Origin of the sequence: Streptomyces yerevanensis, from assembly GCF_000716805.1 — a bacterium.
In the GTDB taxonomy this organism is placed as follows: domain Bacteria; phylum Actinomycetota; class Actinomycetes; order Streptomycetales; family Streptomycetaceae; genus Streptomyces; species Streptomyces flaveus.
In genome coordinates this window covers 178,686-202,829 of sequence record NZ_JNWJ01000008.1, presented here as the reverse complement: position 1 = coordinate 202,829, position 24,144 = coordinate 178,686, and the positions used below count along the sequence as shown (strand labels likewise).

Annotated in this window: 17 protein-coding genes and 1 pseudogene; 10 read left to right on the top strand and 8 right to left on the bottom strand. The window is 70.7% G+C overall.

Annotated features, from left to right (window positions below; translation table 11 throughout):
* Positions 1-150 precede the first annotated feature (150 nt).
* Complete coding sequence (locus OP79_RS10885; protein ID WP_033319837.1) at positions 151-678, bottom strand: hypothetical protein; 528 nt, start codon at positions 676-678, stop codon at positions 151-153.
* Positions 679-957: 279 nt separating this feature from the next.
* On the opposite strand from OP79_RS10885, the gene OP79_RS10880 reads away from it, so the two are divergent.
* The 3 genes from OP79_RS10880 (at position 958) to OP79_RS10870 (ending at position 6,619) form a co-directional block, all read left to right on the top strand.
* A complete protein-coding gene (locus OP79_RS10880) occupies positions 958-2,478 on the top strand; it encodes an ABC transporter substrate-binding protein (protein ID WP_033319836.1) in 1,521 nt (506 codons plus the stop codon).
* 6 nt (positions 2,479-2,484) lie between these two features.
* Positions 2,485-4,272, top strand: a complete 1,788-nt coding sequence (locus tag OP79_RS10875) for an ABC transporter permease subunit (RefSeq protein WP_033319835.1) — start codon at positions 2,485-2,487, stop codon at positions 4,270-4,272.
* Positions 4,273-4,540: 268 nt separating this feature from the next.
* A complete protein-coding gene (locus tag OP79_RS10870; protein WP_106972356.1) occupies positions 4,541-6,619 on the top strand; it encodes a SpoIIE family protein phosphatase in 2,079 nt (692 codons plus the stop codon).
* Between the two features lie 309 nt (positions 6,620-6,928).
* Here the strand turns inward: OP79_RS10870 and OP79_RS10865 are convergent.
* Positions 6,929-7,447: pseudogene (locus OP79_RS10865) on the bottom strand (RNA-guided endonuclease TnpB family protein); the annotation flags it as partial.
* Between the two features lie 461 nt (positions 7,448-7,908).
* On the opposite strand from OP79_RS10865, the gene OP79_RS10860 reads away from it, so the two are divergent.
* The 3 genes from OP79_RS10860 to OP79_RS10850 all read left to right on the top strand — a co-directional run bounded on the left by OP79_RS10860 (position 7,909) and on the right by OP79_RS10850 (position 11,508).
* Positions 7,909-8,358, top strand: a complete 450-nt coding sequence (locus OP79_RS10860; RefSeq protein WP_033319834.1) for a DUF6098 family protein — start codon at positions 7,909-7,911, stop codon at positions 8,356-8,358.
* Positions 8,359-8,425: 67 nt separating this feature from the next.
* A complete protein-coding gene (locus tag OP79_RS10855; RefSeq protein WP_033319833.1) occupies positions 8,426-9,166 on the top strand; it encodes an HAD family hydrolase in 741 nt (246 codons plus the stop codon).
* A complete protein-coding gene (locus tag OP79_RS10850; protein ID WP_033319832.1) occupies positions 9,163-11,508 on the top strand; it encodes a glycoside hydrolase family 65 protein in 2,346 nt (781 codons plus the stop codon). The genes OP79_RS10855 and OP79_RS10850 overlap by 4 nt, the downstream gene beginning before the upstream one ends.
* A gap of 271 nt (positions 11,509-11,779) precedes the next feature.
* Here OP79_RS10850 and OP79_RS10845 read toward each other — a convergent pair whose 3' ends face one another.
* Positions 11,780-13,033: an LCP family protein gene (locus tag OP79_RS10845; protein ID WP_033319831.1), complete on the bottom strand. Its 1,254-nt coding sequence runs from the start codon at positions 13,031-13,033 to the stop codon at positions 11,780-11,782.
* 29 nt (positions 13,034-13,062) lie between these two features.
* Entirely contained in the window at positions 13,063-15,195 is a 2,133-nt protein-coding gene (locus tag OP79_RS10840) for a bifunctional polysaccharide deacetylase/glycosyltransferase family 2 protein (RefSeq protein WP_078491711.1), read from the bottom strand.
* Between the two features lie 236 nt (positions 15,196-15,431).
* Between OP79_RS10840 and OP79_RS10835 the strand changes: the two genes are divergently transcribed.
* Positions 15,432-16,442 carry a permease gene (locus tag OP79_RS10835; protein WP_033319829.1) on the top strand — a complete coding sequence of 337 codons (1,011 nt, stop codon included), beginning with the start codon at positions 15,432-15,434 and terminating at the stop codon, positions 16,440-16,442.
* Complete coding sequence (locus OP79_RS10830) at positions 16,439-17,209, top strand: TIGR03943 family putative permease subunit (RefSeq protein ID WP_033319828.1); 771 nt, start codon at positions 16,439-16,441, stop codon at positions 17,207-17,209. The genes OP79_RS10835 and OP79_RS10830 overlap by 4 nt, the downstream gene beginning before the upstream one ends.
* Before the next feature lie 48 nt (positions 17,210-17,257).
* Here OP79_RS10830 and OP79_RS10825 read toward each other — a convergent pair whose 3' ends face one another.
* Positions 17,258-18,403, bottom strand: a complete 1,146-nt coding sequence (locus OP79_RS10825) for a CapA family protein (protein WP_033319827.1) — start codon at positions 18,401-18,403, stop codon at positions 17,258-17,260.
* Between the two features lie 88 nt (positions 18,404-18,491).
* Here OP79_RS10825 and OP79_RS10820 point away from each other — a divergent pair, with 88 nt between their 5' ends.
* Complete coding sequence (locus OP79_RS10820; RefSeq protein WP_033319826.1) at positions 18,492-19,379, top strand: aminoglycoside phosphotransferase family protein; 888 nt, start codon at positions 18,492-18,494, stop codon at positions 19,377-19,379.
* Here the strand turns inward: OP79_RS10820 and OP79_RS58485 are convergent.
* Both OP79_RS58485 and OP79_RS10810 read right to left on the bottom strand, forming a co-directional pair.
* Positions 19,366-20,697 (bottom strand): pectate lyase, encoded by a 1,332-nt coding sequence (locus OP79_RS58485; RefSeq protein ID WP_037973517.1) that lies wholly within the window; start codon positions 20,695-20,697, stop codon positions 19,366-19,368. The genes OP79_RS10820 and OP79_RS58485 overlap by 14 nt on opposite strands.
* Positions 20,698-20,864: 167 nt before the next feature.
* Positions 20,865-21,518, bottom strand: coding sequence for a TetR/AcrR family transcriptional regulator (locus OP79_RS10810; RefSeq protein ID WP_033319825.1), 654 nt, complete (start codon positions 21,516-21,518; stop codon positions 20,865-20,867).
* A gap of 146 nt (positions 21,519-21,664) precedes the next feature.
* Here OP79_RS10810 and OP79_RS10805 point away from each other — a divergent pair, with 146 nt between their 5' ends.
* Complete coding sequence (locus OP79_RS10805) at positions 21,665-22,222, top strand: NAD(P)H-dependent oxidoreductase (protein WP_033319824.1); 558 nt, start codon at positions 21,665-21,667, stop codon at positions 22,220-22,222.
* A 95-nt stretch (positions 22,223-22,317) separates the two neighbouring features.
* On the opposite strand, the gene OP79_RS10800 is transcribed toward OP79_RS10805, so the two are convergent.
* Positions 22,318-24,057, bottom strand: a complete 1,740-nt coding sequence (locus tag OP79_RS10800; RefSeq protein ID WP_425428558.1) for a glycosyltransferase family 39 protein — start codon at positions 24,055-24,057, stop codon at positions 22,318-22,320.
* Between the last annotated feature and the right edge of the window lie 87 nt (positions 24,058-24,144).

Sequence of the window (24,144 nt, the reverse complement as noted above, 5' to 3'; positions counted from 1 at the left end):
CCGGCAGCCGGAGGGGCGCCCGCCGTCTCCGCCCACGATCCGGGGGCCGCGGCCTCGTATCGCTTGGTGCTTGACGACATGCGTCACCGGGTCCCCAGACGACCACGGGACTATGCCTGCCTTCGGACAGTCGTCGTCTCTGCCCCTGCTTCAGGCGCTCAGCGCCCGCCCCGGCTTCAGACGGTCGAGGAGGTCCGCGTGGTGCAGTTCGGCTATCGGTGCGAGGAAGTCCGGGTGGCGCAGCAGCGCCGCCGCCCGCCGGTCGCGGTCGTCGGGAGCCACCAGGCGCCGGAACTCGGCCCGCGCTCCGGCCATGTGGCTGGAGTCGGCGAGTGCGGACACCGCCTGCTCGGCCAGCACCGGGTCGGTGAGCAGGCATGCCGCCCAGCTGGCCACGATCTCGTCCACCCAGGTCCGCCACGCGTACCCGTCCGCGTCGTCGGCCGCGGCCCCTTCCGCTCCCGTGATCCAGTCGAGCCGGGCGGAGCCTCCGGGGCCCGCCACGCCGACGAGCGCGGCGTCCATCGGCGTCGGATAGCGCAGCCACGCCGCGACGGTCACGGCCTGCCGGGCCTGCACCTCACAGAGCGCGGAGTCCAGCGCACCGCCGCCCGACGGATATGAACACGTCAGCCACTGAGCGGTCGCCGCGATGACCGGGGAGAGATCTGCGTGCACGGGCCGTCCGAAATCGCTGGGGGGTGGGACCAGAACGCTAGCCCGCCGCTCCCCCGAGGGAAATGGCCCAGGCCACGAATCAGGCGTTGCCTCGCCCACATCGTCACCCGGGGTCGAGGTGCGCTTCGTCTCCGAGGGCGAGGGCCACCATCTCATTGGTTGAGAATTCACCCACCCGATGGAAAAGTTGGTAAGGCTTGCCTTATATGCTGACGCGGCCCTCGGCGCCGCATCCCGCGTGCAGGGGCGTGACCGACCCCTCGCACGACAGGACCCACCATGCGCACCCCCTCCCGCGGCCTCTTCGCGGCGCTTGCTCTCACCCCGTTGCTGACCGGCTGTTTCGTGTCGGACAGCGGCTCGGCCACCAATGGTGAGGGGGCATCGGGCGGCCGTCTGAGGGTCGCCCTCGCGGTGCCGCCGGTGCAAGCCCTGTCCCCGTACAGCAATGACGCCACCGTACTGAGCAAGCTCTCCGTGGCCGAAGGCCTCATCGCGCTGGGCAAGGATGGAGCCGCCGCGCCCGCGCTGGCGAAGTCCTGGACGCAGAAGAACGCCACCACCTGGGCCTTCGAGCTGCGCAAGGCCACGTTCCAGGACGGCACCGAGGTCACCGCCGAGACCGTCGTGGGCGCGCTCGACCAGGCAGGCAAGGCCGAGCCCAAGCCTCGTGTACTCAGCGACGTGACCCTCACCGCGAAGGCCGAGGACGCCGACACCGTCACGATCACCACCAAGGTCGCCGACCCGGTGCTCCCGCTGCGGCTCGCCAGCCCCGCGCTGGGCATCCTCGCCCCGAAGGCGTACGCGAAGGACGGCACCGTCAGCCCGGTCGGCACCGGAACCGGCCCCTTCGAGATCACGAAGCTCACCGGGAAGTCCAAGGCCGCGCTCGACCGCTTCGACGGCTACTGGGGCGGCAAGGCCAAAGCGCCCGGCGTCGACGTGACCTGGATCGCCGACGGCACCGCTCGCGCGGGCGCCCTGCGCGGCGGCGACGTCGACATCGCCGAGTGGATCCCCACCGCCCAGGCGAAGCTCCTGGACAAGGACACCCGTCACGAAGTGCCCTCCGTGCGGACCGACAGCCTGGTTCTCAACACCGGAAGCGGCCTCTTCACCGACGCGGCGCTGCGGGCGGCGGCCCGCGAGGCCGTGGACGGCGGCGCCCTCGTCGACTCGGTCTTCGGCGGGTACGCCGACCCCGCGCAGGGCCTGTTCGGGCCCGCAGTCTCCTGGGCTGCCGACGACCGCGTCGAGGTGACCGGCCGCGCCGAGGCCGCGACCACCGCCCAGGTCGAGTCGAAGACCAAGGGCAGGACGCTGCGCCTGGCCACCTACACCAACCGCGCCGAACTCCCCGAAGCCGCGACCGTGCTCCAACAGCAGCTGGAGAAGGCCGGGTTCACCGTGAAGCAGGACGTACGCGAGTACACGCAGATGGAGGCCGACCTCCTCAAGGGCGAGTACGACGCGCTCGTCTTCTCCCGGGTGACGCTGCTGGACACCGGCGACGCGGTCGCGTACCTCGCGAGCGACTACACCGGCGACGGCGTCTACAACATCGCGGGCCTGAAGGACTCGAAGGTCGACCAGGCCATCAAGTCCGCCGCCGGGGAAGACGACACGGAACGGCGGCAGCAGAAGATCATGCGGGCCGAGGCGGAGATCCTGCGCACCGACGCCGTCGTGCCGCTGGTCCACGAGAAGGTCGTACAGGGCATCGCCACCGACGTCGAGGGCGTGCTCCTCGACCCCCGCGAGCGCTCCCTGGTCGACGTCGACACGCGTGTGAAGTAGCGGCGGATGAGCGTCACGCCGGTCGGCGCCGATGCACGCCCGGCCCGGTGGCGCGCGGGGGCCGGCCGTGTCGTCGCCGGCACCGCGCTGCTGACGGCCGTCGCCCTGCTGCCCTGGCTGTCCGGGAACGACCCCGCGCTGACGGTTCTGCGGGCCCGCTCCGCCGACCAGGACCCGACCCCCGCACAACTGGCCGCCATACGGGAGCAACTGGGCCTGGACGAGGGGCCGTTCACGCATCTCGCGCACTGGCTCGGCGGGCTGCCGCGCGGCGACGCAGGCACCTCCTGGGTGTCGGGCGAACCGGTCCTGCCCCAGGTGAGCACCGCCTTCGCGGTCTCCGTCACGCTGATGCTCGGCGCCCTCGTGGTGACGATCGCGGTGGCCGCGCTGCTCTGCGCGCGCACCCTGCACCTCGGATCCCGGCGACGGCTGCGGCAGGGGCGGGCGGGCACCGGGGCCGCCGTCCTCGCCGCGCTGCCCAAGTTCCTGCTCGCCTCGCTGCTCGCCACCGTGTGCGGGGTGTGGCTCGGCTGGTTCCCGTCCCAGGGCTGGGAGGGACCGCGGTCGATGGTGCTGCCCGCGCTCGCCCTCGGCGTGCCGTCCGGGGCGATGATCGGCGGTCTCCTCGACCAGTCGCTGCCCGCCGCCTTCAACGAGCCCTGGGCGCGGACCTGGCACGCGTACGGTTTCCGGTCCGGCCATATCGCCCGGCACGCGCTGCGGCGCACGCTGGCCGGTGTGCTCCCGCAGCTCCTGCCGACCGTCGTGGCCCTGGTGGGCGGCGCGGTCGCGGTGGAGAAGATCTTCAACATTCCCGGACTCGGCCGGCTCGCCCTGGACGCCGCCACGGCCCAGGACCTCCCGCCGCTGCAGACCGCGACGCTGGTCCTCGTCCTGCTCGGCGTCGTCGCGGGTCTGCTGATCCAGGCGTTGCGCCGCGCTCTCCTCGGCCCCGCCCTACGGGACGGCGCGCTGCCCACCCTGCACGCGCCGGCTCTCCCGCGGCGACGCTCCACGCGCTGGGTCGCCGGCTTCTGTGCCGTCGCCCTGCTCACCCTGGTCGTGGCCGGGCTGCTGCGTGATCCCCTGCACGTGGACACGGCGGCCCGACTGCTGCCGCCCTCGGCCGCGCACCCGCTGGGCACGGACTCGCTCGGTCGTGATCTGCTGGCCCGGCTGGGGCACGGGGCGCTGCGTACGGCGGGTGTGGCTTTCGCGGTGACGGCGGTCAGCACCGCCCTCGGGCTGCTGCTCGGCATGGCGGCACGGGTGGGCGCGGGCCTGACGGAAGTGGTGTCGACGCTGCCGGCCGTCCTCGCCGGACTGCTGACGACCGCGGTGACCGGGCCGTCGGTGTGGGGTGCCGCGCTCGCCGTGTGCCTGGTCGGCTGGAGCCCCTACGCCGCCCAGACCGCCGCGCTGCTCGAACAGGAACGGGCGAGCGGTCACATGCTCGCGGCGATCTCGTTCGGCGCCGACCGCCGGTACCTGCTGCGCCGCCACCTGCTACCCGCGGTCCTGCCCTCCGTCCTGCGCAACGCCCTGCTGCGGCTGCCCACCACGGTCCTCGTACTGGCCTCGCTCGGCTTCCTCGGTCTGGGCGAGCAGCCGCCCACGCCGGAGTGGGGCCGCCTTCTGTCGGAGAACCAGCCGTACGTGGAACTGGCGCCCTGGACCGTACTCGGCCCGGCCTGCGCACTGGTCCTGCTGTCCGTTCTCGCCGTGTCCGGTACGGCGTCGGGACGCGGCAGAGCCCGAGGCCGCGAGAAGGTCCTGTCGCTCCAGAAGTGAAACTCCGCGTGGCCGGATCTCGATGCTGCCGAAGCCGAACTCCCCCGCGGCGCCGGATCGTGACGTATGCGGTGATCTGCTACGAGGCGTCGTCGGCCCTGCCGTGATCTCCCCCTGTCCTCCCGGCGTCTTCGCCGGACAGCCGGTGCCGTGTTGAGGGATGGTGGAGAAAGACGAAGGTGACACCGGAGGGCAGGGTGACCGCGACAAGACAGGGGAAGTCGGCGCGTGGAACAGTGTGCCGCGTGGATCGAAGGCGGTGCGAGGGATGAGCGCAGCCGGATTTCCCGTGACCGAGGGTGACGAGCCCGTTCGCGGCCCGGTGCAGCCGAGCGGGCTGCTCGATGTGCTCGGCGTGGCCTCGGTGGTGCTGGACACCAAGGGGCGCGTCGTGCTGTGGAGCCCGCAGGCCGAGAAGCTGTTCGGCTACACGGCGCAGGAGGCGCTCGGCGAGTACGCGGCCCGGCTGATGGTCAGCGAGCAGCACGCCGAGCTGGTCATCAAGCTGTTCACCGACGTCATGCTCACCGGTGAGAGCTGGGCCGGAGCGTTCCCCGTGCGGCGCAAGGACGGCACCACGCGCCTCGTGGAGTTCCGGAACATGCGGCTGCTGGACGACCGCGGTTCCGTCTACGCCCTCGGTCTCGCCGCCGACCAGTCGACCGTGCGCCGACTGGAGCGGGACATGGCGCTGTCCGCGCGGATCGTCTCGCAGTCGCCGATCGGCCTGGCCGTCCTGGACACCGATCTGCGGTACGTGTCGGTCAACCCGGCACTGGAGCGCATCAACGGCGTATCCGCGAAGGAGCACATCGGCCGGACGGTCCCCGAGGTCCTGCCGTCCGTCGATGCCGACGCCCTTCAGGCCGCGGCGCGCCAGGTGCTGGAAACCGGCGTCCCGCTCATCGAGCAGCACACCGTCGGCCGCACCCCGGCCGATCCGGACGAGGACCACGCCTGGTCCATCTCGTTCTACCGGCTGGAGGACGCCCTCGGCACGGTGCTGGGCGTGGCCACGTCGGTCGTGGACGTCACCGAGCGGCACCGGGCGGGTATCGAGCGAGAGGCCGCGCGACGGCGCCTGACCGTCATCGCCGACGCCTCCACCCGTATCGGCACCACGCTGGAACTAGACCGCACCGCCCGCGAGTTGGCCGATGTCGCCGTGCCCGAACTCGCCGACATAGCGGCCGTGGACGTGCTCGACGCGGTGATGGAGGGCCGCCCCAGCAACCTCGGGCCCGCTCAGCCGGCGGTGATCCGCGCGCTGGCCGTCAAGGCGGACCATGCCGGCGAAGCTCTCGAGGCGGCCGACCCTGCCGGGCAGCTCACCCGCTACGACTCGGACCGGCTCGTCACCCAGTGCGTACGGACGGGCCGCCCGGTCATGGTGCCGCGGGTGAAGGACACCGACCTGGCCCGCATCGCCCGCGATCCGGAATCGGCCGCGCTCCTGGCGCGGGCGGGCGTCCACTCGTATCTGGCGGTCCCGCTGATCGCACGCGGTGAGGTGCTCGGCGCCCTGGATCTCAAACGGACCCGCAATCCGCTGCCGTTCAGCGAGGACGACCTGCTGCTCGCCCGGGAGCTGGCCGCCCGTGCGGCGGTGCAGATAGACAACGCCCGCTGGTACCAGAACGCCCGCAACACCGCCGTCACCCTCCAGCGCAGCCTGCTGCCCAGCCATCCGCCCAAGACGACCGGGCTCGAGGTCGCCTCCCGTTACCAGCCCGCGGGCGCCGCGGGTGAGGTCGGCGGCGACTGGTTCGACGTGATCCCCCTGGACGGCGGCAAGACCGCTCTCGTCGTGGGTGACGTGATGGGCAGCGGTATCAACGCCGCCGCGACCATGGGCCGGCTGCGTACGGCGACGAGCACTCTGGCCTCACTGGACCTCGATCCCGCCCGGCTCCTCGAGCATCTCGACAAGATCACCGCGGGTCTGGACCACTACATCGCCACCTGTGTGTACGCCGTCCACGACCCCCATGAGCGGCAGTGCAGTTTCGCCAACGCCGGACACCTGCCGCCCGCCCTCGTCCGACGCGACCACCCCCCGAAGCTGCTCGAACTGCCCACCGGGGTACCGCTGGGCGTGGGCGGCGTCCCGTTCTCGACCACCGTCGTCGACCTCGAGCCCGGCGACCAGCTCGTGTTCTACACCGACGGTCTCGTCGAGACGCGCCGAGATTCCCTCGACAAACGCCTCGACACGCTGCTGAGCCTCCTCGACGACCCCGCCCGCCCCCTGGAAGAGGTCTGCGACCTCCTCCTGCGCACCCTGCACCACCCCGACAACCACGACGACGTGGCCCTGCTCATCGCCCGCGCCCAGGAGCTGGCGTAACGGTTCGCCTACCCCCCCAACACTCGTTGCGGGAAGGGGCGTTGACAGTAGCGGGCGCGCCGGGTCACGGTGAGAATTCGTCGTGCCGGGAGGTCGTCTTCCATGGCTGTGTCCTTAAGCCCTCGTCCCACCGCACCTCGCAGCGATGCCGAACTCGTCGAACGCGTACGGGCGTTACGCCCCCTCATCCGCGAGCAGGCTCTGCGCACCGAGCAGGAGAGGCGGGTGACGAGTGAGGTCGTCGGGGCGCTGACGGAGGCCGGGATCTACCGGTTGACTTCCTTCCCCTTGTGAACGAGGGGATTCCCACGGCTCGCGCCGTGGGGTTTTCTGCTTCGTCGCCGACTGCCCGCCCGGAATTCTCCGTTGAGGTCTTACACCGGCTCCACAGACAGACGCCGCCAGCCCGGCGGCCAGAAGGTTCTTCGCCGCGTTCACGTCCCGGTCATGGGCCGTCCCACAGCTGTCGCACGTCCACGTACGGACGCTGAGCGGCATGTTCTCCTGCAAGGTGCCGCAGGCGGAGCACAGCCTGGAGGAGGGGAAGAACCGGTCTACGGCGATCACTTCCCGCCCGTACCAGGTGGCCCTGTACTCCAGCAGGCTGCGGAACTCGGCCCACGCGGCATCCGAAATGGCGCGGGCCAGGCTCCGGTTCCTGACCATGTTGCGCACGGTCAGGTCCTCGATCACGAGCGTTTGGTTTTCACGAACGAGACGAGTGGTCAGCTTGTGCAGGTGGTCACAGCGCCGGTCGGCGATCCGGGCGTGGATCTTCGCAACCTTGCGCCGGGCTCTGCGGAGGTTGGCTCCGTCACCGCCGGCGTAGACCGCGGCAGCGGCCCGTGCCTCCCCCGCGGGCGCCAGGGCGACCAGGACGATGCCCGCGGCGAGCACCAGAGGTGCCATTCCGGCGTGCAGCCAGCCGCGCAGCCGCGGCTTGCCCTCCTCGATCAGCTCACCGACCGACGATTCCCACCCGTCCCGATGCCTGCGACCAGATGTGCCCCAGCCACGCATGCGGCAAGGTCCGTGTTCACTGCTGCCCCGGCCTGACGCCGGTCATGCAGGCCGCTTCCGGCCGGGAGCGGCTCCCCGCCAAGCGTGGCGTAATGCGGCTTTCGACGCCGCGGTCAGCAGGTTCCGCCCCGGTCGGATTCCACCCACCGATCACGGGTACCTCGTCCGCTGGACGTACGGAGCGGAGCGCAGTGAGGAGGACACGCGACACGCCCTCGGAGCGATGGGCCGGCCGCCGGAGGAGCCGACCGCAAGGAGTGACCACCCGCATGAACACCTCGGGCGATCTGCCGGTACTGCACACACTGCAGGACATCGCCCGTCTGGTCGAACGGCACCAGGGCCTGTACGTGCGCTGGTCCCGCGGCCCCGAGACGGACCTCGGCGATGCGAAGAGCAGGGACGATCTGACGGGCACGGACATGCCGGGGCTGTCCGCCAATCCTCTCGACGTCGAACCGTGGTGGGACGACCGGCCCGTCGAGCTGTGGGTGGCACGCCGTCTGCACGACTACTCGCATCTTCCGCGTGAGAAGGGCCCCGGAGTGCGCCCCTGGGTGCTGCTCGGGCGCGAGAAGGGCCGCGGGCCCGACAACGAGCCGCTGGTTCAGGACGTCGAGCCGATGGGGTGGATCGACCCGAAGGTGATCGAGGAGGCTCGCGCCGAGGTCGCCCGACAGGACAGCGCGTGGGGGCCGCTGCGGCGCGCAGATGACTGACCTGCGATCAAAAACGACCCTCTGTGCGTCACCTTGTGGTCGGCGCCTCACCGGGAAGGTTTCCTGTATGACAAAGCTCGGTCTGCCGGACGATATCCAGGCCTGCCTGTTCGACCTGGACGGGGTCATCACCAAGACGGCCGTCGTCCATGCGGCTGCCTGGAAGGAGGCCTTCGACGAGTTCCTGCGGCGGCGGGACGGCGAGGGTTTCCGTCCGTTCGATCCGGTCGGGGAATACGACGAGTACGTGGACGGCAAGCCGCGAGCCGACGGCGTACGTTCCTTCCTCGCCTCCCGAGGCATCGAACTGCCGGAAGGCCGATCCGACGACCCCCCGGACCGGCCGACGGTCCACGGGCTGGGCAACCGCAAGAACGACCTCCTGCTGGAGAAGATCCGTACCGGTGGTGTCGAGGCGTACGAGGGCACCTTGCGCTACATCGACGCCGTACGGGCCCACGGCCGGCGCACCGCCGTGGTCTCCTCCAGCGCCAACTGCCGCGACGTGCTGCGTGCGGTCGGCGCGGAATCCCTCTTCGACGTACGGATCGACGGCGTCGTCGCCGCTGAGCGGCACCTGCCGGGCAAACCACGGCCCGATACGTTCCTGGCCGCGGCGAGCGACCTCGGCGTCGAGCCGGCGCAGGCCGCGGTCTTCGAGGACGCGCTGGCCGGCATGGACGCGGGGCGCTCCGGTCACTTCGGCTACGTCGTCGGTGTGGACCGAGTCGGTCAGGCCGACGCCCTGCGCGCCCGCGGCGCGGACCGGGTCGTCCAGGACCTCTCGGAACTGGGGGGCGAGGCATGATCACGCACGCGTCCTATGGAGTCGAGCCCTGGTGCCTGCGTGAGAAGGTCCTGAATCTCGACGTACTGCCGCAGAGCGAGTCGGTGTTCGCGCTGTCCAACGGCCATGTCGGCTGGCGCGGCAACCTCGACGAAGGCGAACCGCACGGACTGCCCGGCTCCTATCTCAACGGCGTCCACGAGACCCACCCGCTGCCTTATGCGGAGGCCGGCTACGGCTATCCGGAGTCGGGGCAGACCGTCATCAACGTGACCAACGGCAAGGTCATCCGCCTGCTGGTGGACGACGAGCCCTTCGACCTGCGCTACGGGCGGCTGCTGTCCCACGAGCGGGTGCTGGACCTGCGCGCGGGTGTACTGCGGCGCACCTGCGAATGGACCTCCCCGGCCGGCCGCACCGTACGGGTGCGCTCCACCCGGCTGGTGTCGTTCACCCAGCGGGCGATGGCCGCCATCGCCTTCGAGGTCGAGGCCGTCGACAGCCCGGTCCGCGTCGTGGTCCAGTCGGAACTCGTCGCCAACGAGCAGCTGCCGACCTCGGCGAAGGACCCCCGCGCCGCGGCGGTGCTCGAGTCGCCGCTCGCGCCGGAGGACCACCTCGCGGCAGGCAGGCGTCTGCGACTCGTACACCGGACCCGGCGCAGCGGGCTGCGAGTCGCCGTCGCCGCCGACCACACGGTCGGCGGACCCGACCGGACCCGGACGAGCAGCGAGTCCGGCGACGACATGGCCCGGCTCACCGTCACCTCCGCTCTCGCCCCTGGGCAGCGGCTGCGCCTGGAGAAGTTCGTGGCCTACGGCTGGTCGAGTATGCGATCCCTGCCTGCCGTCAGCGACCAGGTGGACGCGGCGCTGGCGGCGGCCACCGACACCGGCTGGCCGGGACTCGTGGACGATCAACGGGCCTACCTGGATGCCTTCTGGGCTCACTCGGACGTCGAAGTCGACGGCGACGAAGAAGTCCAGCAAGCTGTCCGCTTCGCGCTCTTCCACGTCCTGCAGGCCGGCGCGCGGGCGGAACGGCGTGCGATTCCGGCGAAGGGGCTGACCGGCTCCGGATACGACGGTCATGCCTTCTGGGACACGGAGACGTTCGTTCTCCCCCTGCTGACGTACACCGCGCCGGGCGCCGTGGCCGAGGCACTGCGCTGGCGCCACTCGACGCTGCCCGCCGCGCGGGAACGGGCGGCCCAACTGGGCCTTCAGGGCGCGGCGTTCCCCTGGCGCACGATCGACGGCTCGGAGGGCTCCGCTTACTGGCCCGCCGGCACCGCCGCCTTCCACGTCAACGCCGACATCGCCGATGCCGTGGTGCGCTACCTCTCCATGACCGGCGACGAGCAGTTCGCCCGCGACAGCGCGGTCGAACTGCTCGTCGAGACGGCCAGGCTGTGGAGGTCGCTGGGCCACCACGACGCGCACGGAGCGTTCCACATCGACGGCGTGACCGGCCCCGACGAGTACAGCGCGATCACCGACGACAACACGTACACCAACCTCATGGCCCGGAGGAACCTGCTGGCGGCCGCCGACATCATCGAGCACCACCCCGAGCAGGCCGCCGCGCTCGGTGTCGACGAGGAGGAGAGCGCCGCCTGGCGGGACGCCGCCGAGGCCGTGCACATCCCGTACAACGCCGATCTCGGTGTGCACGAACAGCACACCGGCTTCACCCGCCATCAGCACTGGAACTTCGCGGCGACCCGGCCCGACCAGTACCCGCTGATGCTGCACTTCCCCTACTTCGACCTCTACCGCAAGCAGGTGGTCAAGCAGGCGGACCTGGTGCTCGCGATGTACACATGCACGGACTGCTTCGACGAGGAGCACCAGGCCCGCAACTTCGCCTACTACGAGCCGTTCACCGTCCGCGACTCGTCCCTGTCGGCCTGCGTCCAGGCGGTCATCGCGGCCCGCACCGGTCATCTCGGCCTCGCCTACGACTACTTGATGGAGGCGGCGCTGATGGATCTGGACGACCTGGAGAACAACACCCGCGACGGGCTGCACATCGCCTCCCTCGCCGGGACGTGGACGGCCCTGGTCGCCGGATTCGGCGGCATGCGCCGGAGCGCGGACACGCTCGAATTCACGCCCCGGCTGCCGGAGAGGCTGCGCCGGATCGCCTTCAACCTCCAGGTGCTGGACCGCTGCCTGCGGGTGGAAGTGCACGCGACAGCGGCCACGTACACGTTGCTGTCCGGTCCCCCGCTGACGATCGACCACTACGGCGAGCCACTCACCCTCGTCCCGGACGAACCACGCAGCCGGGAGACCCCACCCGTGAAACCCCGCCCGGCACCGGACCAGCCACCCCATCGCAGGCCGAACGCCCACCGCTGAGCAGGATCACGAACCGGGCCGACTGGCGGGCAGAACAGCACGTCGGCCGATCGCCCACCGCACCGGAAGCCTCCTCAACGTTTCACCGCCCTGACCAGCGACAGCACACTGCATGGCGTCCAAGGGTGCGGATTCGCCCCGGACAGTTTGTTCACCGAGAAGACATGGCATCTGACCTGCGGAAATAAAGAGCGGCAGACGAGTCAGGCTATACGCCGGGTCCTGTCGGGGCTGGATGCCGGTACGCCGTTCCTGTAGCGGACCGCGTGGCTCACTGCTCCTGCTGTTTGATGGTCACCGGCCGGTCCTCCCTCAGCTGCGCGAAGAGCTGCCGTGCCTGGCGCATGTCCCACTTCACGGCGGCGCCCTGGGGCGTTCTGAAGGCGGGGTCGGAGACGGGGACGTTGATCTGGCGCCCATTGCCTGCCGTGACCTTGCGCATCGCCTGGAACAGGGTCACGAGATCCGGCAGGCTCGTGTCCTTGTCCACGATGAGCGTGTCGAGGCCCGCGTCGGCGGTCGGCAGGACCCTGCTCGGGTTGAGGAGCGTCTGACGGTCGACCGCCTTCTTGGCGAGCGCGGCCAGGAACTTCTGCTGGTTCCGCGTGCGGCCCAGGTCGCCCTCGGCCTCCTGCTTGCGCTGCCGTACGAACGCCAGCGCCTCGGCGCCGTTCAGGGTCTGGCAGCCCTTCTGCAGGTTCGCGCCCGAGTCCTTGTCCTTGATGGCGCGGTCCAGGCACATGTCGACGCCGCCGACCGCGTCCACGATCCCGACGAAGCCCGCGAAGCCGATCTCCGCGTAGTGGTCGATGTGCAGGCCCGTGTTGCGCTCGATGGTCTGCACGAGCAGCTCGGGACCGCCCAGGGAGAACGACGCGTTCAGCTTGTTCGGCCCGCGGTAGTTCTGGCCGTTCTCGGGGCGGACGAACGACGGGAGGTTCACCCACGAGTCGCGTGGCAGGCTCATCATCGTGGTGCCGTTCGCGCCGGTGTGCAGCAGGATCATCGAGTCGGTGCGGCGGCCCTCGGTCGAGCCGGCCCGCAGATCCTGCCTGGCCTGCTCGGACAGACCCTCGCGGCTGTCCGAGCCCACGATCAGATAGTTGGTCCCCTTGCCCCGCGCGGGGCGGTCCGGGAGCGCGCCCAGGTCGACCTCCTTGGTGAGCTCGGTGTCGGCCCACACGTACGCGCCGAACGGAGAGACGAGCATTACGGCGAGCGCGAGGATCGCCAGCCGCACGGTCCGCTTACGCCGGGTGGGGCGGCGCCTGGGGCGTCTGCCGCCGCTGTCGGGAACCCTGCCTCTGCGGGATCTGGCGCGGTGCCCGTGGGGCTGGTGCGCGGCGGCCGTGCGGCCCGCGGCGGTGGACGACGGCATACCGGGCAGGGGCGCGGTGCGCCACGGGGGCGGGGCCGGGTTGCTGTCCGGCACCCGCTCCGTACCGCCCCTCACCGGATCTGGCTGGCCGCTCCCGTCCCAGCCACCCCGGCCGTCATCCGGCAGACGGTCGGTCCACTCGCTCATCGGCCTGTCCAGTCCTCACGCCATCTCGCTCACCTCGTGGTCAGGCTCTTATACGAGTCAGCGCCACCGATCTGTTCAGCGGCCGAGCCGGAACGCCGCATGCGATGCCATTTGAGCCGGCTGCCGAACAGCAGGGCGACCATGGACTGGATGACGACCAGGTACGTCAGCTGCCGGTACACGAAGAGCTGGAACGGCATCGACCACAGGGCTCGTATCTTCTCGCCGTCGAGCTTCAACGCGTAGTAGGCACAGAGCAGTTGGGCGCCCAGGAAGCTGAACCACACGGCGCCCGCCAGCCAGGAGTCGAGGAACAGCACCGCGTACAGGGCGAACACGTCGATGACCGGGGCGAGCAGCGGAAGGGCGACCTGGAACAGCGCGATGTAGGTGAGTCCGCGCCGGCCGAAGCGCCCGGACACTCCCCGGTCCAGGACGGCACCGCGGTGCTTCCACATGGCCTGGATCGTGCCGTAGCACCAGCGGTAGCGCTGCCGCCACAACTGGCCCAGCGAGGTGGGCACTTCGGTCCAGGCGACGGCGGACTCCTCGTAGAGCACCCGCCAGCCCGCCCGCCACAGCGCCATCGTGAGGTCGGTGTCCTCGGCGAGGGTGTCCTCGCTGACCCCGCCGACGCTCACCAGCGCGTCCCTGCGGTAGGCGCCGATGGCACCGGGGACCGTGGTCATGCACTCCAGGACCTCGAACATCCGGCGGTCGAGGTTGAAGCCGAAGCAGTACTCCAGGTGCTGCCACTTGGCCAGCAGGCGGCGCCGGTTGCCGACCTTGGCGTTGCCGCTGACAGCGCCGACGGCAGGGTGCGCCAGCGGCTGGACGAGCCGGCGGATGGCGTCCGGTTCGAAGACGGTGTCGGCGTCGACCATGACCACGATGTCGTACTGGGCGTGCGCGAGCCCGGTGTTGAGGGCGGCCGCCTTGCCCTCGTTCAGCTTGCGGATCACCTGCACGCGCGGGTCGCCGATCCCCTCGGCGATGTCCGCCGTGCGGTCCGTCGAGCCGTCGTCGATCACGATGATCTGCAGCTGCTCGTGAGTGGAGCCCAGCAGGGAGAGGACGGTGGACTCGATGCCGGCCTCTTCGTTGTACGCGGGCACGAGCACCGTCACCGGTTCGGTCACCTCCGGCATCCAGGCCGCGCCGGGGCGGGAGTTCTCGAGCCGGCGGACATGGGTCCGGGCGAAGTGGGCGAGCAGTGCGAGACGCAGCAGCCCGAGGGTGCCCGCGATGCCGAGTACCCAGGTCATGGCGCTCGAGAAGGCGTCCCCGAGCTTGGTCACCCAGACCAGGAAGGTGCCCTGCCAGCGCTCGGCGGTGGACGCGGGCTCGTACGGGTCAAGCCTCATCCCGTCCGACACGGTGGTGAAGCGGTCCACATTCCGGTTGTTCAGGAGCTTCTTGGTCTCCCCGAAGGCGAGCGACGTCTGGCTGAACTGCCGGACCAGGCCCAGCCTCGCCTTGCGGGACTCCGCGTCGGCGGCGACCAGTACGTAGCCCCGTGTGGCGGCCTGTTGTGCCGCCTGCCACTCGCGGCCGCACAGCGTGTCCGGTGTGGTGGTCCGCGGCAGCCGCAGCAGTTTGGGGTGTTGGCCCGCGGTGCTCCCCAACGCGCTCTCGGTCAGGTCGAGTTCGGCCGAGAAGCGAGTGGGTGACGACTCGCCGAGGACGGCGCCGGTGTACGTGTTCGAGCCGATCTCATGGCCCTCGGCGCGGATCCGCCGCACCAGCTCGGGGTAACGGGCGGCCTCGGTGCCGAAGAGGAAGAAGGTGGCACGTGCCCGGTGCTGCCGCAGCAGGTCGAGGAAGCGCGGGGTCCAGACGGGGTTGGGGCCGCCGTCGAAGGTGAGGGCGACGGTGCGGGCGGGCATCGAGGCGGTCTGGACCCTGTTGCCGTTGATGCCCACCACAGGTCCGCCCCGGGCGACGGCGTCCGGTGCGGGCGACGTGCACGGGGAGCGGGTCTTCGCGGCGTCGACCTCGTGGCTGGTCCAGCCCTGGAAGAACAGGACCGCGGCCACCACGGGGAGGACGAGAAGGAGTAACAGCCAGTGGCCGCGCGGGTCGCGGGACTGCTTGTGCCGGGCCTTCAAGAGAGATCGCCTCCCTTCGCGACGCCCTGGGCCTCTCTTCCTCTCTTCGCGCATGGTGAGCGGCTGGACGTCTTCTTCCGCGGACGGGTGGGGGCGGCCTCGCACAACATGGTGGGCGAGTGTAGCCACAGGTGTTCGGTTGGATGGCAATAACACCGGTCGCCTCTTGGGGAGACGTAACGCACACGTAGGTTGGGGCGCACAAGTTGAGCAACCGTGCCTGAATCGGCGTATGGAAGGTGGAGGGAAATCCGCCCGCGAAGCCCCTCCACGCTGGAGGTATCCCACCTGTGACCATCACCAAGGCGGCCCCGCCCCGGGGCGATCGGCGCGATGCGGACGAGCCGCGGGGGTCGCGGGTCGACTCGTCGCTCGTCCTGATCATGCTGCTGCTCGTGGTGGTGGCGCTGCAGGGACCGATCCGCGAGGCCGTGTCGACGCCGGTGATGCAGAGCTGGATGACGGTGTTCGTCGCGGTGGTGGTGCAGGCCCTGCCCTTCCTCGTCCTCGGTGTCCTGCTGTCGGCGGTCATCGCGGTGTTCGTCCCGGCGTCGTTCTTCGCCCGCGCGCTGCCGAAACGGCCCGCCCTGGCGGTGCCAGTCGCCGGGATGGGCGGGGCGGTGCTGCCCGGCTGTGAGTGCGCTTCCGTGCCGGTGGCCGGAGCGTTGGTGCGCCGGGGCGTCGCGCCCGCGGCGGCGTTCACGTTCCTGCTGTCCGCTCCGGCGATCAACCCGATCGTGCTGACCGCCACCGCCGTCGCGTTTCCCGGCAAGCCGGAGATGGTCCTCGCGCGGTTCGTGGCGAGTCTGCTGGTGGCCTGTGCGATGGGCTGGCTGTGGCAGCGGCTCGGCCGCAGCGACTGGCTGCGCCCGCCGGCCCGCCCTGAGTCGGAGGGCCTGGGCAAGGGGGCGGCGTTCTGGGGATCCGTACGGCATGACGTGATGCACGCGGGCGGTTTCCTCGTCATCGGCGCGATGGCCGCGGCCACCCTGAAGGCCGTGGTTCCGGCGAGCTGGCTGCAGGCCACGGCCGACAACCCCGTCCTCGCGGTGCTCGCCCTGGCGGTCCTCGCGGTGCTGTTGTCGATCTGCTCGGAGGCCGACGCGTTCGTGGCCGCGTCCCTGTCGCAGTTCTCGCTCACGGCGCGACTGGCGTTCCTCGTGGTCGGGCCGATGATCGACCTGAAGCTGTTCGCCATGCAGGTCGGCACGTTCGGCCGTGGCTTCGCGCTGCGGTTCGCCCCCGTGACCTTCGCCCTGGGTGTCCTGATATCGGTCCTGGTCGGGGCGGTGCTGCTGTGAGCCGACAGGCACAGGCAGCGGTGCTGTTCCTCATCGGCGGGGCGCTGCTGCACGCGAGCTTCACCGATCTCTACCTGCGGTACGTCAAGGCCGGTCTGCGTCCGCTGCTGCTGGTGGCCGGCGTCGTCCTGATCGTCGCCGCCGTCGCCACTGTCTGGTACGAGCTGCGACGGCCGCACGCGACCAAAGGGAAGGCCGCAGAGGACCAGTCCGAAAACCAGTCCGGGATCGAGCACCATGACGGGCACGGTCACGCCCACCGCGAACCGCGCGTCGCCTGGCTCCTCGCCCTGCCCATCCTCGCGCTCATCCTGGTCGCCCCGCCCGCGCTCGGCTCCTACAGCGCCATGCGCACCGGCACAGCCCTCCAAAAACCGTGGGGCTTCGAAGACCTTCCCGCGGGCGACCCCGTACGGATGAGCCTCGTCGACTACGCCGGCCGCGCGGCCTACGACCAGGGACGCGACCTCCACGACCGGCAGATCAAGATCACCGGCTTTGTCGCCCTGGACCGGGGCGGTACGCCGTACCTCGTCCGCATGGAGCTCAACTGCTGCGCCGCCGACGGCCAGCCCGTCAAGGTCGGCCTGGCGGGAAAGACTCCTCCCGTCCTGCAGCCCGACACCTGGCTCGAAGTCACCGGCACCTACACCGGCAAACAGACCAGGGATCCGGTCAACGACGGCGTCATCCCCTTCATCGACGTCACCGAGGCCAAAACGGTCCCGGCCCCGCGCGACCCGTACGACGAGGGCGGGGGCGGCTGAGCGTCGGGACATCGGCTACGCCGAGGAGGGTCAGCCGCAGTCGGCGGTTCATCGGCCGGGCTCCGTCGCCGGGGTGCCGTGCGCGGCGGCCGGGTGCAGGAGTGCGAGCGCGCCGTCGGGATCCAGGGTGATGTGGACCGAGTCGCTGATCCGGTCGAGGGTCGTGCGCAGCCAGTCCCGGTCCTCGTCGGTCGCGGGCTCCAGCCGCATCCGCCGGACCCGCAGCGGCACCATGCGCAGGCCGGCCAGCCGTCCGGTGTCCGCCTCCGCCGAGACGAAGTAGGCGAGCCGGAGGTCGTCGCGGTAGCGCTCGTAGCCCGTGATGCCCTCGTAGTCGTCGATGAAGTCGCCGCAGCCGTAGAGGATCAGCCGGTCGCGGTACACCTCGATGGTGCGGGGATGGTGCGAGGAGTGCCCGTGGACGACGTCGACGCCGCCGTCCACCAGAGCGCGCGCGAAGCGGATGTGCTCCCGGGGGATGCGGTAACCCCAGTTGGAGCCCCAGTGCACGGAGACGACCGTGATGTCACCCGGCAGCTTCTCCTGCCGCACTCGCCGGACCGTCTCGGCGGCAGCGGCGGCCGACGGCTCGACGACATGGGCGACACCGGGCACGTACTCGGTGGCCGCCCAGCCCGGCGGGATGCCGCTGGACTCCAGCCCGAGGGCGAACACCAGCACACGTGCGGTGCGGCTGACCGTCACCGTCGCGGGCGCATGCGCCTCGTCGGCGTTGCGCCCCGCTCCCACCGCCCGCAGACCCGCCCGGTACAGCGAATGGAGCGTCTCCTCGAGACCGGGGTGGCCGAAGTCCAGCACATGGTTGTTGGCCAGGACGCAGACGTCGGGCCGGGCCACGGCCAGGGCGGGCATGTTGGCCGGGTGCATCCGGTAGTGGATCTCCTTGCCCGGCTCGAAGGTGTCGCTGCGGGTGACGGCCGTCTCCAGGTTCACGATCCTGGCGTCCGGGGCGGCCTCCTCCAGCACCCGGAGCGCGTCGCCCCAGGGCCAGGAGGGCTCGACCGGCGCGGGGATCGGGCCGTTCACGGCCTCGGCCGACTCGACGTAGGAGCGGGCGTCGCGGACGTAGCCTTCGCGCAGTGTCGGGTCACCGGGATGCGGAAGGATCTGGTCGACGCCGCGCCCGAGCATCACATCGCCGCAGAGGAACAGCGTCACGACGCCGCCGCCCATGTCTCAAGCGTACGGAAATCGGTTGACGGGTGAAGTGCTGGAACGTTCGTATGGCGGTCGGCCACAGTCTTACTTCAGGAAGGTGCTCATGGGCGGCGGCAAGATGCATGCCGACGAGATCGACCTCGACGTGTCTGACGTACGTCGACTGATCGCGGCGCAGTTTCCGCAGTGGGCGGATCTTCCAGTCGAGCGGATCGAGTCCGCCGGTACGGCCAACGCCATGTTCCGGCTCGGCGGGGCCATGGCCGTGCGGCTGCCCCGTATCGAGGGGGCGGCGGGCGATGTGGAGAAGGAGCACCGGTGGCTGCCCCGGCTCGCTCCCTCGCTTCCGGTCGCCGTTCCCGTACCGCTGGTCAAGGGCATACCCGACGACGGCTTTCCATGGCCGTGGGCCGTCTACCAGTGGCTCGACGGCGAGACTCCGGCCGTCGGATGTATCGCCGAACCCGGCCGACTCGCCAAGGATCTGGCCGAGTTCGTGGCCGCGTTGCGCCGGATCGATCCCGCGGACGGACCTGCCTCGTATCGCAGCGAGCCCTTGGCCGCACGGGACGCGACGACACGTGCCGCAATCGAGGAACTGCGCTCAGTCGTCGACCCCGGCGCTGCGACCGCCGCATGGGAGGCGGCCCTGGGCGCCCCCGCGTGGCCCGGTCCGGCGGTCTGGATCCACGCGGACCTGCAACCGGGAAACGTCCTGCTCGCCGACGGGCGGCTCAGCGCCGTGATCGACTTCGGCTGCCTGGGCCTGGGCGATCCGGCGGTCGATCTGATCGCGGCCTGGTATGTGCTGCCGGCCGAAGCGCGTGGCGTCTTCCGCTCCGCTCTGGAACGCGATGACGCCGCCTGGGAGCGAGGCCGCGGCTGGGCGCTGTCGATCGCGCTCGACGAACTGCGCTACTACCAGGACACGAATCCGGTCATGGCGAGCATCGCGCGACGCGTCATCCACGCGGTTCTCACCGGTACCTGATGCCGGCGGAGCTGTAGCGGCAGTGGGTGCCGTCCGCGCCGCTGCCGAGTTTCGTCGGTTCGTCGCCGGAGTCGTTGCCCTGGAAGCGTTCGCAGACGTTCATCTCGCCGCCGACGATGGTGATGCCGGAGAGGTCGGCGGTGTCGCCGTAGTTGGCGTTGACGCCGACCAGCGACTTGCCGGGGCCGGTCGCCTTCACGTTGCTGACCACGACATGGCGCTCGTACTGGGTGTCGCAGTTGCCGCAGGACCGGTAGAGCTTGCCGAAGTTCTCGACCTGGAAGTTCTTGATCGTCACGGTGCCGGCGCCGTTGTGCTGGAAGACCTTGTCGTCGGCGTTCCTCGCGCCGCCGCCGTCGATGGTGTATTTGGCCGAGGCCGATGTTCCCTTGAAGGTGGCGGCGTCCTCTCCGACGTCCTCCCACCACACGTTCTGCAGGGTGCAACTGCCCAGGCAGTGAATGCCGTCGGCGGCCGGGGCACCCAGGATGACGTTCTTCAGCACGGCGCCGTCGGCCAGCTCGAACAGGGCGTCCTGGTCCTCGTCCTGACCGCCGCCGCCCAGTGCGCCGGAACCGGAGTAGCGCTTCATACCGCCGTCGTAACTGCCGGAGACCTCGATGGTGGCGGACACCGGCTCGCCCGCCGGGGCGTTCGGCCACGCGCCGAGGGCGGTGTCCCGGGAAGGCGTACGCGGGCGGGTCGCCGATGCGGTGGGTTCGGCGCGCTTGCCCGGCGACTTCGAGGGCGAGACGGAGGCGGACGGGGATACCGAGGGCGACGCCGATGACGAGGGAGACGCCGACGGGGACGACGGGGTTGTCGTGGGCGTCGGAGACAGGTCGGACACTGCCCGCAGGCTCCAGCTCTTGCTGCTCGCCTTGTCACAGGAGTCCTGCTGGGCCAGGCCGCTCTTGAGGTTCAGGCACTTGCCGCTCTTGCCGTTGACGAGGTGGTACGCCTCGCCGGCTTCGCTCGCCTTCCAGACCTGTGAGGTGCCGTCGCCGCAGGCCTGCTGTTGCACAGCCGTGCCGCCCGACGTCGACGCACTCTGCACGTCGACGCACAGACCGCCGGACGCGGCCTTCACCCTGAACCCCTCGCCGGACTCCGTGAGCTGCCAGACCCGCCCCGCTCCACCGTCACAGGCCGCACCGCCCAGCTGCGCGCCGCTCGACGGCTCGGCCAGGCACGTACCGTCGCCGGCGTTCACCAGCTGGTATGTCCCGGCATCGGGTCCGGACCCGGAGGCCGACACGAGCACCCCGCCGACGATCGCGCCGCAGGTCAGAACCGCGGCCAGCGCGCTGATCAGCACGTTTCTCCGGCGGTTCGACTGATTTCGCCGCGGCCCGCGATGGGCTGCTCTCTTACCCACGTCGTTGCTGTCCTTCAGGGGTGTGCAGTTCGGGTCGGTCCCGCACCCCTCTGTCGCCACCGGTCGCACAAAGGTTGCCGCCCGTGGCCGAATTTATACGGTGTCCGCTACGCGGCCGCTCCCAGCCGCTCGACGAGGTCGTACCAGCCGGCCTCCAGTCGCTCCACCGACATCCCCCGCTGGGTGAGCAGGTGGTCGGCGAGGAGGGTGCCGAGATAGCCGAGCAGTGTGTGTGCCACAAGTTCGATGTCGCCGGGCGCCTTCAACTGCCGTAGCAACAGGGCGAGATGGCCGAGCCTGAGGTGATTCGCCGGACTGTTGTAATGGCGGGCCAGGTCCCCGTGGGCGGCCAGGTAGAGGTCGCGGTGGGCGCGTTCGTGGCGGATGACGGCCGGGCCGAAGGCGCGCAGGCGCTCGGCGGCGGGCGCGTCCGGCCCGAGCGGGGGCGGCCCCGTGAGGAAAGCGGTCTGGAGCTGCTGCTCGTGGTGGTCCAGGAGGGCGAGCATGAGCCCGGCGCGGTCGCCGAACCGCCGGAAGACGGTGCCCTTGCCGACCTTGGCGGCGGTGGCGACGGCCTCCATGGTCACGTTCCCGATCCCGCGCTCGGCGGCGAGTTCGGCGGCCACTTCCAGCAGGCGTGTGCGGTTGCGTGCGGCGTCGGCTCGCAGCCGGGGCCGCTCCTCGGTCACGGTGAGAGTGAGATCCACCTGCCCGGAGGGTGGTGCCTGCGCGGTCGGAAAGAGTGGGAGCGGCTCGGTCATGGCTTCAGCGTAGCGCCGCGGGGAATAGAAGTGGACCGCGGTCCGGTTAGTCGCGGACAGAACTGGACCGCGGTCCGGTTAGGTGATACAACATTCAACGGACCACGGTCCGCTTGTTCCGGCCCACTCTTTCTGGAGTACCACCCATGTCTGTACGCATCCTCGCCCTCGTCGGCAGCCTTCGCACCGGTTCGCACAACCGTCAGCTCGCCGAGACGGCCGTCAAGCACGCTCCCGCCGGTGTCGAGATCACGCTCTTCGAGGGCCTGGCCGACGTGCCGTTCTACAACGAGGACATCGACGTCGAGGGCAGCGTTCCCGAGGCCGCCGCCCGGCTGCGTGCCGTGGCCGGTCAGGTCGACGCCTTCCTGCTGTTCTCGCCGGAGTACAACGGCACCATGCCGGCCGTGCTGAAGAACGCGATCGACTGGCTGTCCCGCCCGTACGGCGCCGGCGCGATCTCCGGCAAGCCGGTCGCCGCGGTCGGCACCGCCTTCGGCCAGTACGGCGGCGTGTGGGCGCAGGATGACGTCCGCAAGTCCGCGGGCGTCGCAGGCGCCACGGTCCTGGAGGACGTCAAGCTCTCCATCCCCGGCTCGGTCACCCGCTTCGCGGAGACCCACCCCTCCGATGACAACGAGGTTGTCGCCGGCCTGACCGAGGTCATCCAGCAGCTCTCCCAGGCCACGCCCGCCGCGGCCTGACACCGGCAGCCTGCCCGGCGGAGGCGCGAAGCGGGAGCGCGCCACCGCCGGGCAGCCGCGATCGCCCCACCCGTTCCCCCTCCCCCGCAACGCTGTCAGTCCCGGCGGAAGATCGTGATCGAGTGGCCGACCTCGTCGATCGGCCTGCTGGACTCGATCAGCGCCTCGAGCGGTCCTCCGGGCTCGGCCTTGGCGACCGCCGAATTCGAGACGACGAGCAGCCCGCGCACCTCCTCCGGCTTCGCCCTGAGCGGATCGCGGGCGTCGATGCCGTAGTACGACGGGATCCCGCTGCCCTTGTAACCGAGCCAGACCCGCTCATCGGGGTAGCGCTGCCGGAGATGTTCGGCCAGCCGTCCCAGATCCTGACCCCAGTCGACGTTCGAGTCATGCAGGTGCTGGTGGGTCTTCGAGGGCCCGCCGAACGCCTCGTTGGAGTACGGCAGGTAGTACGGGAAGGTCCGCAGCGAACTCACCGCGACGAACACGACCAGCGCCGCCGTCATCCCATACGCCCACCGTGTGCGGTGGATGAGTACGCCGGCCGCGGCGACGGCCAGGAACATCGGCATGAAGATGGCGTACCGGACCCCGAAGCCGCGCGATCCGTCCAGGAGCACCGCCAGCAGCACCGCCGGGAGCAGCAGCAGGTACGGCGCCGCGGGCCGCAGGCGACGAACCGTCAGCAGGGTCACGGCACCGGCCGCCCACAGGGCGAGCATGCCCAGCGGTGTCTTCACCAGTACCGCGGCCGGCAGGTAGTACCAGAGCGAGCCGAAGTAGCGCCGGCCGAACAGGAAGCCGCCGCCCTTCGTCGAGTACTCGATGCCGAACTGGATGCGCATACCGTCCCGGTACGGCTCCGGCACGGGCAGCCAGGCGGTGACGAGGCCGCGCTTACCGCCGATGTCCGGCACGTTCCTCGGCGTCGTCCAGGGCGGCCGGGGGTCGACGGCCAGGTAGGTGGCCCACACCACGGCTACGGCGACGAGCGCCACACCGGCCGCCGCCAGGGAGCCGTACGCGATCAGTCGCAGCGTCCCGCGCCGGTCGAGGCCGGGTGTGCGACGGGCGGACCAGTACGACACAGCGGCCAGGAGCAGCAGGACGGGCGCCGCCGCCAGGGTGTTCATGCGTGTCGCCAGAGCCGCGCCGAGAGCCAGACCGGCGAGCGGGAGGTAGCGGAGCGGCTGCCCGCGGGCCCGCCGGAGCAGCCACGCCGAGGTCAGCAGGAAACCGGCCGCGGGTACGTCGAGTGTGGCCAGCGATCCGTGCGCGATGACGTCGGGCGAGAACGCGTACAGCGCGAGCGCCGCCACCCCGCCCGCCGCACCGACGAGATCGCGCGCGAACGCGAAGACGACCAGGCCGAACAGCAGGGTCAGCGCGATCACCGGCAGTCGCGCGAACAGCATCACGCGCCACGGATCGTTGCCCGATTCGTACAGCACATGCCGTCCGAGCGCCGTCTGGTCGCCGGTGAAGCCGGGGTCGAGGTGCACATCGGTGAACGCCAGGCCGGACGCGATGATCAGCTTGCCCAGCGGAGGATGCTCGGGGTTGAAGCGCAGGTCGCGCTGGGCCAGGTAGACCTCGGCCGTCCCCACGTACACGGGCTCGTCGATGGTCGGCGTCTGCTGCACGGCCGTGGTGATCATCGCGGCGGCCATCTGGCCCAGCAGTACGGCCACGACGAGCGGGAGCAGCCATCGCCGGTGCCGCCGCAGCACCTCGATGCGGCTGCGCAGGCTCCCGACGGCCGCCGGGGCAAGACCGTCGGAAGCGGGCGCGGTGGCGGCCGGTTCGGTGTGCCTGATCGCCATGAACAGCGGCATACCCATGACTACGTCCGTCCCGTACGGGCCTGCTCATCCCCGCGCGTGCCGTCCCGGCCATCGCCTCGTACGGAACGCCCCATCCGG

What these genes read in the sequence shown, in the direction of transcription:
- OP79_RS10880 (WP_033319836.1), top strand. Translation starts at nt 958, where the DNA reads ATGCGCACCCCCTCCCGCGGCCTCTTCGCGGCGCTTGCTCTCACCCCG.
- OP79_RS10875 (WP_033319835.1), top strand. Translation starts at nt 2,485, where the DNA reads ATGAGCGTCACGCCGGTCGGCGCCGATGCACGCCCGGCCCGGTGGCGC.
- OP79_RS10870 (WP_106972356.1), top strand. Translation starts at nt 4,541, where the DNA reads ATGAGCGCAGCCGGATTTCCCGTGACCGAGGGTGACGAGCCCGTTCGC.
- OP79_RS10860 (WP_033319834.1), top strand. Translation starts at nt 7,909, where the DNA reads ATGAACACCTCGGGCGATCTGCCGGTACTGCACACACTGCAGGACATC.
- OP79_RS10855 (WP_033319833.1), top strand. Translation starts at nt 8,426, where the DNA reads ATGACAAAGCTCGGTCTGCCGGACGATATCCAGGCCTGCCTGTTCGAC.
- OP79_RS10850 (WP_033319832.1), top strand. Translation starts at nt 9,163, where the DNA reads ATGATCACGCACGCGTCCTATGGAGTCGAGCCCTGGTGCCTGCGTGAG.
- OP79_RS10845 (WP_033319831.1), bottom strand. Translation starts at nt 13,033, where the DNA reads ATGAGCGAGTGGACCGACCGTCTGCCGGATGACGGCCGGGGTGGCTGG.
- OP79_RS10840 (WP_078491711.1), bottom strand. Translation starts at nt 15,195, where the DNA reads ATGCGCGAAGAGAGGAAGAGAGGCCCAGGGCGTCGCGAAGGGAGGCGA.
- OP79_RS10825 (WP_033319827.1), bottom strand. Translation starts at nt 18,403, where the DNA reads ATGGGCGGCGGCGTCGTGACGCTGTTCCTCTGCGGCGATGTGATGCTC.
- OP79_RS10820 (WP_033319826.1), top strand. Translation starts at nt 18,492, where the DNA reads ATGGGCGGCGGCAAGATGCATGCCGACGAGATCGACCTCGACGTGTCT.
- OP79_RS10810 (WP_033319825.1), bottom strand. Translation starts at nt 21,518, where the DNA reads ATGACCGAGCCGCTCCCACTCTTTCCGACCGCGCAGGCACCACCCTCC.
- OP79_RS10805 (WP_033319824.1), top strand. Translation starts at nt 21,665, where the DNA reads ATGTCTGTACGCATCCTCGCCCTCGTCGGCAGCCTTCGCACCGGTTCG.
- OP79_RS10800 (WP_425428558.1), bottom strand. Translation starts at nt 24,057, where the DNA reads ATGCCGCTGTTCATGGCGATCAGGCACACCGAACCGGCCGCCACCGCG.